14 protein-coding genes are annotated in these 12,540 nt (G+C 64.0%); 7 read left to right on the forward strand and 7 right to left on the reverse strand.

Annotated elements, in window-relative coordinates:
• Window positions 1–230 precede the first annotated feature (230 nt).
• The 3 genes from AAEQ75_RS09775 (at window position 231) to sutA (ending at window position 2,409) form a co-directional block, all read left to right on the forward strand.
• The gene (locus AAEQ75_RS09775) at window positions 231–1,484 is read left to right on the forward strand and encodes an ammonium transporter (protein WP_143507676.1); all 1,254 of its coding nucleotides are present in this window, start codon (window positions 231–233) and stop codon (window positions 1,482–1,484) included.
• A 98-nt stretch (window positions 1,485–1,582) separates the two neighbouring features.
• Entirely contained in the window at window positions 1,583–2,008 is a 426-nt protein-coding gene (locus AAEQ75_RS09780) for a secondary thiamine-phosphate synthase enzyme YjbQ (RefSeq protein ID WP_343351977.1), read from the forward strand.
• A gap of 77 nt (window positions 2,009–2,085) precedes the next feature.
• Window positions 2,086–2,409, forward strand: coding sequence for a transcriptional regulator SutA (gene sutA, locus AAEQ75_RS09785; protein ID WP_179575164.1), 324 nt, complete (start codon window positions 2,086–2,088; stop codon window positions 2,407–2,409).
• Window positions 2,410–2,586: 177 nt separating this feature from the next.
• Here the strand turns inward: sutA and AAEQ75_RS09790 are convergent, their stop codons facing one another.
• From AAEQ75_RS09790 to lptM, 6 genes are read right to left on the reverse strand one after another with little or no spacing between them, the layout of a single operon-like run.
• On the reverse strand, window positions 2,587–3,288 hold the full coding sequence (locus AAEQ75_RS09790; protein WP_179575166.1) for an HAD-IA family hydrolase: 702 nt from the start codon (window positions 3,286–3,288) through the stop codon (window positions 2,587–2,589).
• Entirely contained in the window at window positions 3,285–4,187 is a 903-nt protein-coding gene (gene xerC / locus AAEQ75_RS09795) for a tyrosine recombinase XerC (protein ID WP_143507672.1), read from the reverse strand. The genes AAEQ75_RS09790 and xerC overlap by 4 nt, the downstream gene beginning before the upstream one ends.
• Window positions 4,188–4,244: 57 nt before the next feature.
• Window positions 4,245–4,943 (reverse strand): DUF484 family protein, encoded by a 699-nt coding sequence (locus AAEQ75_RS09800; protein WP_143507671.1) that lies wholly within the window; start codon window positions 4,941–4,943, stop codon window positions 4,245–4,247.
• Complete coding sequence (gene dapF, locus AAEQ75_RS09805; protein WP_343351982.1) at window positions 4,940–5,770, reverse strand: diaminopimelate epimerase; 831 nt, start codon at window positions 5,768–5,770, stop codon at window positions 4,940–4,942. The genes AAEQ75_RS09800 and dapF overlap by 4 nt, the downstream gene beginning before the upstream one ends.
• Before the next feature lie 10 nt (window positions 5,771–5,780).
• Complete coding sequence (lysA, locus tag AAEQ75_RS09810) at window positions 5,781–7,028, reverse strand: diaminopimelate decarboxylase (protein WP_143507669.1); 1,248 nt, start codon at window positions 7,026–7,028, stop codon at window positions 5,781–5,783.
• 13 nt (window positions 7,029–7,041) lie between these two features.
• On the reverse strand, window positions 7,042–7,167 hold the full coding sequence (gene lptM / locus AAEQ75_RS09815; protein ID WP_017361215.1) for an LPS translocon maturation chaperone LptM: 126 nt from the start codon (window positions 7,165–7,167) through the stop codon (window positions 7,042–7,044).
• 170 nt (window positions 7,168–7,337) lie between these two features.
• Between lptM and AAEQ75_RS09820 the strand changes: the two genes are divergently transcribed.
• The 4 genes from AAEQ75_RS09820 (at window position 7,338) to rnk (ending at window position 9,479) form a co-directional block, all read left to right on the forward strand.
• Window positions 7,338–8,375 carry an AraC family transcriptional regulator gene (locus tag AAEQ75_RS09820; protein ID WP_343351987.1) on the forward strand — a complete coding sequence of 346 codons (1,038 nt, stop codon included), beginning with the start codon at window positions 7,338–7,340 and terminating at the stop codon, window positions 8,373–8,375.
• Between the two features lie 68 nt (window positions 8,376–8,443).
• The gene (gene cyaY / locus AAEQ75_RS09825; protein ID WP_003458550.1) at window positions 8,444–8,776 is read left to right on the forward strand and encodes an iron donor protein CyaY; all 333 of its coding nucleotides are present in this window, start codon (window positions 8,444–8,446) and stop codon (window positions 8,774–8,776) included.
• Window positions 8,766–8,954 carry a DUF1289 domain-containing protein gene (locus AAEQ75_RS09830; RefSeq protein ID WP_343351989.1) on the forward strand — a complete coding sequence of 63 codons (189 nt, stop codon included), beginning with the start codon at window positions 8,766–8,768 and terminating at the stop codon, window positions 8,952–8,954. Before cyaY ends, AAEQ75_RS09830 begins: the two co-directional genes overlap by 11 nt.
• A gap of 117 nt (window positions 8,955–9,071) precedes the next feature.
• Window positions 9,072–9,479: a nucleoside diphosphate kinase regulator gene (rnk, locus tag AAEQ75_RS09835; RefSeq protein ID WP_143507666.1), complete on the forward strand. Its 408-nt coding sequence runs from the start codon at window positions 9,072–9,074 to the stop codon at window positions 9,477–9,479.
• A gap of 85 nt (window positions 9,480–9,564) precedes the next feature.
• Here the strand turns inward: rnk and AAEQ75_RS09840 are convergent, their stop codons facing one another.
• Window positions 9,565–12,423 (reverse strand): class I adenylate cyclase, encoded by a 2,859-nt coding sequence (locus tag AAEQ75_RS09840; protein WP_343351992.1) that lies wholly within the window; start codon window positions 12,421–12,423, stop codon window positions 9,565–9,567.
• Between the last annotated feature and the right edge of the window lie 117 nt (window positions 12,424–12,540).

Genomic DNA, 12,540 nt, shown 5'->3' on the forward strand with positions numbered 1-12,540 from the left:
AGGGCGAATGCCGGAGCTGGCGATACCCTCGCCGCTCTGCTGTGCCAGACCCTCTTCAGGTCTCGCGCTTGGCCTAGTGATGGGAATGCCTGGTCGCCTCATGGCGCAGGGGTTCCGGTGATCCAGAACGAGCGTGGCAACGACTTGTAAAGCATGCGGAACGCGTCCGGCGCCAACCTGGACGTTTCTACCGAACAGCGCACAACAAAAGCGCCGGCAAGAGGTGAAAAATGGATAACACAGCATTGACTGCATTGCAGTACGGCTTCGATACCTTCTACTTTCTGATCTGTGGTGCCCTGGTGATGTGGATGGCAGCGGGTTTTGCCATGCTCGAATCCGGCTTGGTGCGTGCCAAGAACACCACCGAAATCCTGACCAAGAACGTGGCCCTGTATGCTGTTGCCAGCGTCATGTACCTGGTCATCGGCTACCACATCATGTATTCCAGCCCGGAAGGCGGCATCCTGCCGAGCCTGGGCTTCCTGATCGGTGACGAGAACAGCGTCGAGTCCGTTCTGGCCGGTGGCGACGATGCGCCCTACTACTCGGCGCGTTCGGACTTCTTCTTCCAGGTGGTGTTCGCCGCGACCTGCATGTCGATCGTGTCCGGTGCCGTGGCTGAGCGCATGAAGCTGTGGGCCTTCCTGGCTTTCGCCGTGGTCATGACCGGCTTCATCTACCCGGTTCAGGGCTTCTGGAAATGGGGTTCGGGCTTCCTTAACGAAGCCGGCTTCCTCGACTTTGCCGGTTCGGGTGTCGTGCACATGGCGGGTGCCTCTGCCGCTCTGGCTGGTGTGCTGCTGCTCGGTGCGCGTAAGGGCAAGTACGGTGCCAATGGCCAGGTCAACGCCATTCCGGGTGCCAACCTGCCGCTGGCTACCCTCGGTACCTTCATCCTGTGGATGGGCTGGTTCGGCTTCAACGGTGGCTCGCAGCTGAAGATGAGCACCATCGAAGACGCCAACGCTGTTGCCCAGGTGTTCACCAACACCAACATGGCCGCTGCTGGTGGCCTGATCGCGGCGCTGATCGTAGCCCGCATCCTGTTCGGCAAGGCTGACCTGACCATGGCCCTCAACGGTGCTCTGGCTGGTCTGGTGGCCATCACCGCCGAGCCGCTGACCCCGAGCGCCCTGCAGGCTACCCTGATTGGTGGCGTCGGCGGTGTGCTGGTGGTGTTCGCGATCCTGGGGCTGGACAAAGTCAAGATCGACGATCCGGTTGGTGCCATCTCCGTACACGGTGTGGTGGGTATCTGGGGTCTGCTGGCTGTCTGCCTGACCAACAGCGATGCATCGCTGGGCGCTCAGTTGCTGGGCATCGGTAGCATCTTCGCCTGGGTGTTCATCGCCAGCCTGATCGTGTGGAGCATCATCAAGGCTGTGATCGGTCTGCGCGTCAGCGAAGAAGAGGAATACGAGGGTGTGGACATCGCCGAATGCGGCATGGAAGCCTACCCGGAGTTCACCGGCAAGAAGTAAGTTTTGCCGGGAATGACAAGGGCGCCTTTTGGCGCCCTTTGTTTTTTCTGACAGCACGCTAGAATGCGCGCGCTGGAGCCATCGAGAGCGAGAGCGGCATGTGGCAGCAACGTATCATCAGCCTGCGCCCGCGTGAGCGCGGTTTTCATCTGGTGACCGAAGAAGTGCTGAGTGCACTGCCGGAACTGGCGCAGGTGCGTGTCGGTCTGTTGCACCTGTGGTCGCAGCACACCTCGGCATCGCTGACGGTCAACGAGAACGCCGATCCTGCGGTTCGCCGCGATTTCGAGCGTTTCTTCAACCGCCTGGTGCCGCAGGGTGAGTCGGGCTACGAGCACGATTACGAAGGGCCGGATGATCTGCCGGCGCACTTCAAGGGCAGTTTGCTGGGCTTTCAGCTACAGCTGCCGATACAGCAGGGGCGGCTGGCGCTTGGAACCTGGCAAGGGATCTACCTCGGTGAGCATCGCGATCATGGCGGTGCTCGGCGAGTGGTGGCGACCTTGCATGGCGAGGCTATTTGAATTTTTTCCGGTCGAGCGGTGCGCATCGCGCGACTGGGCTATAACTAACCTGCTTTTCGCAAGTCATGAGGTTGAACATGAGCGACGAAGACCTGGAACAAGACGATCTGGACGGGGCTGACGAGGACGATGGCGAGGGCCTGGCTGCTGCCGATGACGGCGACAGTGGCGACGATGAAGGCGATGGTGCAGTCGTAGCCAGCGGCAAGAAGAGCAAGGCCAAAGCCGTTGAAGTCGATGAGATGCCCAGCATCGAAGCCAAGCAGAAGGAGCGAGATGCCCTGGCCCGGGCCATGGAAGAGTTTCTCTCCCGTGGGGGCAAGGTGCAGGAGGTGGAGCCCAACGTGGTCGCCGACCCACCGAAGAAGCCCGACAGCAAATACGGCAGTCGTCCCATCTGAGGACGGCGTGCTGCAAGAACCCGCCCCTCGTGGCGGGTTTTTTGTGCCTATCATCCCGGGTTTCCCTTTTGGGCCGCCGCTGCGCGACGTCACAGATGGTGCTGTGGCGAGTAGGGTGCGCCGTGCGCACCGATCTTGTCGTGTATCAGGCGGTGCGCATTGCGCCCCCTGTGGGCACTAGCGTGTCCAGCTACCCAGCAGCGCGGGCAACTCTGCCAGGCTGCTGATTTGCGCGTCTGGTGTGGTCTCGCCTTCCCATGCTCGGCCCTGCGGGTTGAACCAGATCGCGCGCATGCCGGCTGCCTGAGCGCCGGCAATGTCATCGCTGGGGTGATCACCAATATGCACGGCGCGTTCGGCCGCTACGTCACCTGCGCGGCTGAGCGCTTCGCGGAAGGGTTTTGGATCGGGCTTGCCGATGCCCAGTTCTTCGGCGCACAGGGTGAACTGGAAGTAATCCGACAGGCCCAGGCGACGCACGTCGGCATTGCCATTGGTGATCACCCCGAGCATGAAGCGCTCGGCCAAGGACTCCAGTGTCGGGTGTACCTCGGTGAACAGTTGCACCTGATGGCGGGCGCTGAGAAACACCTGAAATCCCGCTTCGGCCAGCCCCTGTGCCTCGCTCAGGGGGTAGCCGGCGTCTTCCAGGGCGTGGAACAGAATGCGCCGGCGCAGTTCGCTGAGGCGATGCTTGAGCATCGGCTCGGCTTCCAGCAGGCGGCTGCGCACGGCCCATAGATGTTCGACCGGCACCGCGCCCAGGCGTGGCGCATGCAGTGCCAGCCAATTGCGCAGAGCGGCTTCGGCATCCTGCATCACCGGGGTAACGTCCCACAGGGTGTCGTCGAGGTCGAAGGTGATCAGTTCAATGCTCATTCGGAACCGCCTTTGCGCTTGGCGCGTGGATGGGCCTGGTCATAGACACTGGCCAGGTGCTGGAAATCCAGGTGGGTGTAGATCTGCGTGGTGGCGATATCGGCGTGGCCGAGCAGCTCTTGCACGGCGCGCAGATCCTGCGAAGACTCCAGCATATGGCTGGCGAAGCTGTGCCGCAGCATATGCGGATGCAGGTGCTGGCCCAGCTCGCGTACGCCGGCCTGGCGCACCCGCAACTGCACTGCACGCGGCCCGAGGCGGCGGCCTTGTTGACTGATGAATACCGCGCCGTCGCCAGGGTTGGCCAGTTTGCGCAGCGGCAGCCACTGCTCCAGCGCCTGGCGTGCCAGGCTGCCGACTGGCAGTTCGCGTACCTTGTTACCCTTACCGCGCACGCGCACCAGGCCGGCGGGTAGATCAAGGCCATCGAGATCGAGCCCGACCAGTTCGGACAGGCGCAGGCCGGAGGAATAGAACAGCTCGAGCATGGCCTGGTCGCGGCGGGCGATGAAGTCGTCCTCGACTGCGCCGTCGAGCAGTTGCGCGCTGCGGTCGGCGTCCAGGGTGCGGGGCAAGCGGCGTTCGCGTTTTGGCGGGCTGAGGCCGGTGGCTGGATCGTGACGACACAGGCCTTCACGCAGCAGGTACTGATAGAGGCCGCGGGTGGCCGAGAGCAGGCGCGCCAGGCTACGGCTTGCCAGACCCTGCTGATGCAGGCGGGCGACCAGGCGGCGCAGGTTACGTGTGTCCAGTCCGGCCCAGTCGCTCAGGCCTTCGGCTTCGCAGAATGTCCGCACCTTGTTGAGGTCGCGCCGATAGCCGTCGAGGGTATGCGCCGACACCTGGCGCTCGCGGCGCAGGTGTTCGATGTACGCGTCGAGGTGAGCTTCAAGTGTCACGTGCCGGCTTCCGAACGGGCCAATGGTGGATGAGCTTCGTCATCCACCCTATACGACCTAGCGTACCGAACGCAGCGGTGTGGAGAAACCGGGTACGACGCGTGCCAGTACTTCGGCGATATAGCTGAGGAACAAGGTGCCGAGCGAGCTTTTGTAGTGCTGTGGGTCGGCGCTGCCGATGGCCAGCACGCCATGCAGGCCCTGGTGGGTGAGGCTGACCACGGCGGCCGAGCCAACCTGCGCTGCGTCTTCCTTGCCGAAGAGGAACTCCAGCTCATGCGGGCGCAGCACGCCGCAGATGGTCTTGCCGCCGCTGAGCAGGCCGCCGACCTGTTGATGCGCTTCGGCCGAGCTGACCGAGCGACCGACCGGCAGCTTGTTGTCGCTGAACAGGATCAGACCGACGAAGGGCACCTGAAACTCGTGGCGCAGGCTGTCTTCGACCACGCCGACCACTTCTTCCAGGCTGCCGGCATCGAGTAGGTCGAGTACCAGGCGACGGGTCTTGTCGAACAGGCGATCATTGTCGCGCGCCACGTCCATCAGTTGACCGAGACGATGGCGCATCTCGATGTTGCGCTCACGCAGCAGCTTGACCTGGCGTTCGACCAGTGACACGGCATTGCCGGGCTGGTGCGGAATGCGCAGTTCGGCGATCAGTTCTTCATGGTCGATGAAGAACTCCGGGTGCAGGCGCAGATAGGCGGCGACCGTTTCCGAGTCGAGCGGTTTGGGCGAATCCTGCTGGTCGGTCATAGGCGAACCTGTCCTTCGTATACGCGGGCAGCGGGCCCGGTCATCATAACCGGCTGACCTTCGCCTGCCCATTCGATGGACAGTTTGCCGCCCGGCAGTTCCAGTTGCACGGGCGAATCCATCCAGCCCTGGCGAATCGCCGCGACCGCAGCGGCGCAGGCGCCGGTACCGCAGGCCAGGGTTTCCCCGGCGCCGCGCTCCCATACGCGCAGGCGTGCATGCTTGCGGTCGAGCACCTGCAGGAAGCCGACATTGACCCGCTGCGGGAAGCGCGGATGGTGTTCCAGCTTCGGCCCGAGCGTGTGCACCGGTGCGCTGTCGACATTGTCGACGCGTAAAACCGCATGCGGGTTTCCCATCGACAGCGCGGCGAGCTCGACGCTCTGGCCCTCGACGTCGACGCGATAGGTCAGTGCAGCCTGCTCTGCCTGGAACGGCACCTGTTCCGGCTGCAAGCGCGGTGCGCCCATGTTGACGCAGACCTGGCCGTCGTTCTGCACGCGCAGCTCGATGATGCCGCTCTTGGTCTCGACGCGAATGACCTTCTTGGTGGTCAGGCGTTTGTCCAGCACGAATCGGGCGAAGCAGCGCGCGCCATTGCCGCATTGCTCCACTTCCGAGCCGTCGGAGTTGAAGATGCGATAGCGGAAGTCGACGTCCGGGTGGCTCGGCGGCTCGACGATCAGCAGTTGGTCGAAACCGACACCGATGTGGCGGTCGCCCCATTGCTTGGCATGTTTGGGCTGCACGTGGGCATGCTGACTGATCAGGTCGAGGACCATGAAGTCATTGCCCAGGCCGTGCATCTTGGTAAAGCGCAATAGCATGACGTCGCCCTCAGGCCGGCAGCAGGCTTTCGCCGGCATAGAGCTCTTGGACGGTCTCGCGACGACGTACTTCGTAAGCCTGCTCGCCATCCACCAGCACCTCGGCGGCGCGGCCGCGGGTGTTGTAGTTGGAGCTCATAACGAAGCCATAGGCACCCGCCGAGCGCACGGCCAGCAGGTCACCTTCGGCCAGCGCCAACTGACGGTCCTTGGCCAGGAAGTCGCCAGTCTCGCAGATCGGCCCGACCAGGTCGTAGTTGCGCGTCTCACCTTCACGCGGCTGCACCGGCGACACGTCCATCCACGCCTGATACAGGGCGGGGCGGATCAGGTCGTTCATCGCCGCATCGACGATGGCGAAGTCCTTGTGCTCGGTGTGCTTGAGGTATTCGACCTGAGTCAGCAGCACGCCGGCGTTGGCGACGATGAAGCGGCCCGGCTCGAACACCAGCGACAGGTCACGGCCCGCCAGGCGCTTGCGCACGGCGGCGATGTAGTCGCCCGCCAGCGGAGGTTGTTCGTCGCGGTACTGCACGCCGAGGCCACCGCCCAGATCCAGATGCTTGATGCTGATGCCGCGCGCGGCCAGCTTGTCGACCAGCAGCAGCAGACGATCCAGGGCGTCGAGGAAGGGCTCAAGGGTGGTCAGCTGCGAGCCGATATGGCAGTCGACGCCGATCACGTCCAGGTTCGGCAGCTCGGCCGCGCGGGCATAGACCGCCTCAGCCTGCTCGATGTCGATGCCGAACTTGTTTTCCTTGAGGCCGGTGGAAATGTACGGGTGGGTGCCGGCGTCCACGTCCGGGTTGACTCGCAGCGAGACGGGCGCCTTGACGCCCAGTTCGGCAGCGACCTTCTGCAGGCGCTCCAGTTCGACGCTGGATTCGACGTTGAAGCAGTGCACGCCAACTTCCAGCGCGCGGCGCATGTCGTCGCGGCTTTTGCCGACGCCGGAGAACACGATTCGGCTCGGTTCGCCACCGGCGGCCAGTACGCGCTCCAGCTCACCGCTGGAGACGATGTCGAAGCCGGCGCCCAGGCGCGCCAGCACGTTCAATACGCCGATGTTGGAGTTGGCCTTGACCGCGAAGCAGACCAGGTGTGGCATGCCGGCCAGAGCATCGGCATAGGCACGGTACTGCCCCTCGATATGGGCGCGCGAGTAGACGTAGGTGGGCGTGCCGAAGCGCTGGGCCAGCGCGGACAAGGCGACGCCTTCCGCGAACAGCTCACCGTCGCGGTAGTTGAAGGCTTCCATGGTGCAGCTCCTGTCAGAGTTCGAAACGGTCTCGGCTGTTACCGGCGTTGTCGTCGCCCGGCAGGTACAGCGGGCCTTTCTGACCGCAGCCGGCCAGCAGGCAAACGGCGGCGAGGAGTGCGAGGGTCAGTCGCTTCATGGGACAGTCCTTGAAAATAAGCGTGAATTGCGCCGGAGTATACCGACCCCCTGCCACCTTGCCTATGCGCCCGGCGCCCGCCTGGCGGGGCGCCGGCTCGATTCGCGCGCATACGCCGAAGGCGTCCGTGCCTGCTTGGGTTAGCATGTGGCGAGTAACGAGGAGCCCCGATGGATAATCCCGCGATTCTGGCCGGTTCGGTCTCGGTCGCCTACCTGCAAGGCCTGATCGAGCACCTGCAGCGTCAGGGGGTAGCGCCCGACGCCTTGCTCGCCCATGCCCAGCTGAGCCCTGAAGTCCTCAGTCAGCGCGATCAGCGCATCGCTGCCAGTGCCTATCTGACATTGCTGGGCGAGGGCGTGCGTCTGATCGGCGATCAGTACCTGGGCCTGCATCTTGGGGAGTCGGTACGGCCGGGCTATTACGGCGTACTCGGCTACCTGATCATGAGTTGCGCGACCCTGGCTGACGCGCTGCACCGTCAGGCGCGCTACGCTTCGCTGGTTGGCAACCTGGGCCTGGTAGTGCTCGAAGACGAGCCCGCCCGGCCTGGTTGCGAACCGTTGGTTGCCCATAGCTGGCAGCCCTTGCTGGCGCAGCAGCAGCGTCAGCTGAGCGAGGAGACCCTGGCCGGCTGGGTGAGCTTCGGGCGCTGGATCAGTGGTCTGGACATCGCGCCGACCGAAGTGCGCTTCCAGCATCCGGCGCCAGCGGATACCTCGGAGCACACGCGCATCTTTCGCTGCCCGGTGCTGTTCGATCAGCCCGATAATGCCCTGATCTTTCCCAAGCGCTTGCTCGCGGCGCCGCTGAACCAGGCCGACGCGCAGGTGCGTGGCATGCTCGATGCCTATGCCGATCGGCTGTTGGCCGAACTCAACCGGGGCAACAGCGTGCTCGATCGCGCGCGCCTGGAGCTGGCGCGCCAGTTGCCGGAGCAGGGGCCGGACCTGGAAGCCATCGCTGTCGCCCTGGCGTTGAGCCCGCGAACCTTGCAGCGACGTTTGCGTGAGGGTGGGCTGTCGTTCAGCCAACTGGTCGACGAGACACGTCAGCAGCTGGTGCTGCATTACCTGCGTGACCCGGCTCTGGAGCTGGCGGAAATCGCCTTTCTGGTCGGTTTCGGTGAGTCCGGTTCTCTGGCACGTGCATTTCGTCGCTGGACGGGAACGAGTCCGGGCGAGTACCGTCGCCACCTTTGCGCCTAGGCCGCTACCCCGGCCGTGCGATTTCGCCTACTTTTTCTGCAGTCGCTGCATCTTGTGAGGACACCCCGATGAGCCTGAGTGAAGCCCGCTTTCACGACCTGGTCGATGCCACCCAGCAAGCGGTGGAGGACATTTTCGACGACAGTGGTCTGGACGTCGATCTGGAGAACAGCGCCGGTGTGCTGACGGTACGTTTCGACAATGGCAGCCAGCTGATCTTCAGCCGTCAGGAGCCGATTCGTCAGCTCTGGCTGGCGGCGCGCTCCGGTGGTTTCCATTTCGACTATGACGAGGCCGAGGGGCGCTGGATCTGTGACACCAGCGACGAGCAGTTGGGTGAGATGCTGGTGCGCATCACCCTTGAGCAATGCGGCACCGAGCTGGAGTTCGATGAGCTCTGAGTCCAACGTGGCGTCGCCGTGCCGACGTCAGTGTTGCCTTGATGAGCATGAACAGTGCCTCGGTTGCGGTCGTACCCTGCAGGAAATTCTCGACTGGGGCATGGCCGACAACGCGCGGCGACGCTTGATCTGCCAGGCCGCCGAGCAGCGCTTGCGCGAGCGCCGGCAGGGCCGTTGACCCGGCAGTCTTGTTTATTTATCCGGCTGTGTTAGGGTCGGCAGAACATTCAGCAAAACCCCGCCTTCGGGCGGGGTTTTGCTTTTTACGGTTTAGGCGAGGAGAGCGCCCGACATCATGAACAGCACACCAACCATCACTATTACCCGCCTCGATATGCAGCGTCTGGAGCGTCTGCTCGACAGCCTGGACGAGTTTGGCCCTGGCGCAGAAGCGCTACAGGCCGAGCTGGATCGTGCCGAAGTGGTGGGGCACGATGAGGTGCCGGCCGGTGTGGTAACCATGAACTCGCGCGTGCACTGCCGCGAGGAGAGCAGCGGCAAGGACTACCACCTAACCCTGGTCTACCCGGAGGATGCCGGTGGCGAAGGCAAGGTCAGCATCCTCGCGCCAGTCGGCAGTGCCCTACTTGGCCTGTCCGTCGGCCAACACATCGACTGGCCGGCGCCGGGCGGCAAGCAGCTCAAGCTGACATTGCTGGAAGTCGAATACCAGCCGGAAGCAGCGGGCGAGTACGACCGCTGACCGGTTTTTATGCAGGTAGCCCGTACCCGGGCGAGTGCAACCCTCAGGGCTTCACTGCCGGCGGCGGATTACCGATAGCGCTGTGTCAGGCCTGCTGCAGTGCCGCATTCAGAGCATTCTCCAGCTCGCTCTTGTAGCGCAGGTAGTGCACGGTCTGCGCCCGCTGTCCGGCCAGTACGGCAGACAGGTCGAGGTCGGTGATGTAGCAGGGGTAGCGTTCGCCACCGGCACGCTGAACGATGATGTGCTGTGCCACGGCGCGGTACAGTTCGCGACCGTATTCCAGTTCGGAAAACTCGCGGTGGTTGCAGTACAGCGTGACATGACGTCGGCGACCGTCGCCTGGCTCGACGATGGCCTGCACGTCGTAGAACGGATGGCTGACCTGCGACTCGGGCGCCGATCTGCGCTCGAGGTGCTGAGCGCGTAGTGGCGCCGCCGGCAGCAGTTGGTAGTAGATAATTTCCAATGGCGGCTGATTGTCGGCGCCATCGAGCGGCAACATGGCATTGCGCCGATACAGCAGTGATTGCAGGAAACGGTGGATCGGCGTCAGCAGGCTCTGCTCATCGCGAAATGGCAGGCGTCTGCGCCACAGGGCGTTGTGCTCGTCGAGCAGGGTCAGCTCGGCCTCACCGCTGCTCTCGTGCACGCGGTAGAAAACCTGCAGGCACTGTGGGCGGCCCATGGGCAGGATCAGCGCCAGGTCGTCGCCCTCGAGTGCATGGCGATCCAGGCGCAGCGGGCTGTAGCGCTCCTGTTCGGCGCCCAGGTGGTCGAGCAGGGCCGGCACGTCACCCAGAGCGGTGTGGCTGACCTGGCCGGGGACCAGTTGCAGAACGTGATAATGCTGGCGCACCTGCACCAGGTAGCGTGACGGGTACCCTTCGGCGTAGCTGTCGAGCAGGTCGCGCAGCAGTTCTTCGACCCGTTCGGCGATGGGTTGTGCACGGTTGCGGCAGTAGCAGCGTACCTGCACCCTGGGGAGCGCGCTGCCGGGCGGCAGGCTGTTGAGCAGGTCGCGCAGGCAGTCGAGCAGGGCGTCGGCACCGTCATAACGGCTGACCTGCAATTCGTTCCAGCTGTTGAGCACCACCTGGTCGAGGGTCAGCACCAGGTTCTCGCGTACTCCGGAATAGCCCAGCGCGTCGGTGCGGTCGGTGGTCATGTGCACGTTCATCTGGCTGTGCTGCTTGAGCGGGTCGACGCCGACATTGACCAGCAACAGCACCTGGCTGGGAGCGCTGGCACGCAGCAGGGCGGCTTCTTCCACGGGCTGCAGGGGCAGCGGGAAGCTCTGTTGCAGGCTGCCGATCAGGTTGGACAGCTCGTATTCGGTGAGGTCGCTGGCGCCGGGGTGCAGCGACAGGCGCGTGCTGCTGTCGATCACGCCGTTGCGATGGCACCAGGCGAGCAGTTCGATCAGTTCACGCGAGCGCTTCAGTGGCGCGAAGTCGGCCCATTCCTGCGCGCCCAGGCTGCCGTTGAACAGCGCCCAGAGGCGTTCGTTCGGCGCTTCGGGGCTGGGGTGCTGGACCAGGGTCAGGGTGTCTTCGGCCAGGTCTGGAGCGATGCCGGGGTTGATGAACTCCACCTTGCCGGCCTTGCGCTCGAATGCCGCATACAAGCGCCTGCCCAGCACATTCAGGTCGCGGTTGTTCAGCGAGCTGCCAGCCTCGGCGCTGCGGGCAAATTGCGAGAGAAAGCGGTAGCTGTACGTTAGCTCGTTGACCAGTACGCGGCGCTCGGCCGCGACCTGGCGCACCTTCCACTGGCTGCGACTGTCGAGCACGCTGAGCTGGCGGCTCTGCCAGCCCCATTCCGCAGTCAGGCGCTCCAGCAGCAGGCGCTGCCAGCTCTTGGCGCGGCCGCGTGTTGGCGGGCGACTGACCTTCTTGTTGACCTTCAGGTACAGGCAGCGGCGAATCAGCTCCAGTCTTTCCTGATCGCCGCGCGCGCTCAGATATTCCTCCAGGCGACGGTATACGACGATGTAGGGATCGAGCTCGTCGAGGTCCAGGCGGCCTTCGAACACTGCCCGCTTGAAGCGCAGTGCCAGGCATTCGACCTTGGGGTGCTCGCTGGCGTAGACCTCGGTGAGCAACAGTTTGAGCACCGACTTGTAGGGCGACTCGATGCCCTTGTACAGCTGCCACATGCCGGCGCCGATGAACTCTTCTGACGGAATGTGCGCCAGGTTGCCGAGGTCGAGTACGTCCTCGGAACGTACGAAGCGCTTGCTCAACAAGGTGCGGCAGTAGTCGTGGTAGCGCGTTTCCTCGTAGACCGGTACCAGCCACCAGAGTGGCGTACGACCGCCGAGCCAGATGGCGGTGCGGTAGAACTCGTCGAGCAGCAGATAATGCTGGGTGGTGCCGCAGTCGTCGGAGGTCAGTTGCGCCTCGCGTGCGCCCTGGGTGAAGCGCTGCGGGTCGACCAGAAAGACGTGCACCTCTGCGCCCTGGGTGGCGGCCCAGATTTCCAGTTGATCGCATTTTTTGCGCAGGTCTTGCAGTTCCTGCGCCGTGAGAGTGGGCGAGTGGCACAGCCACAGGTCCATGTCGCTCTGTTCGGCCTGCGCCACGGTGCCCAGGCTGCCCATCAGGAACAGGCCATGCAGCGGTGCTGCGCCCTGGCCACGACGGGGCTTGTAGACGAAGGAGCGGGTCAGTCGCTGGACTTCAGCGAGGCTGGCATCATCCGGTTCGAAGCCGCTGAGGCCCGCCGGTGTACTGGCCGACACATAGCCAGGCAGCAGCGGGTGATTGACGTGCAGCAGCAGCGGCAACAGCTTGAGGACCAGTTGCTGGCGTGTGGACAGCGCTTCCATGGCCCGCTGCACGCGGCCCTGATTGATCTGCAGAAAGCGCGCGCGCAGTTGCGTCAGCACCTTGCGGTCGATGCCGTCATCGATATCGGGGCGTATTTCCAGCGTGCGCGTCATGCTCGAACTCTACTGCAGATGCGGCAAGCCTATCAGCGGTGGGCTCGCCAGTGCAGTGCCTTTGACGCTATATCGCCCGCAGCGCCGCTCACTGAAGAGCGGCCGGCTAATGCCGAG

The organism is Pseudomonas sediminis (assembly GCF_039555755.1).
GTDB classification, from domain to species: Bacteria; Pseudomonadota; Gammaproteobacteria; order Pseudomonadales; family Pseudomonadaceae; genus Aquipseudomonas; species Aquipseudomonas mendocina_D.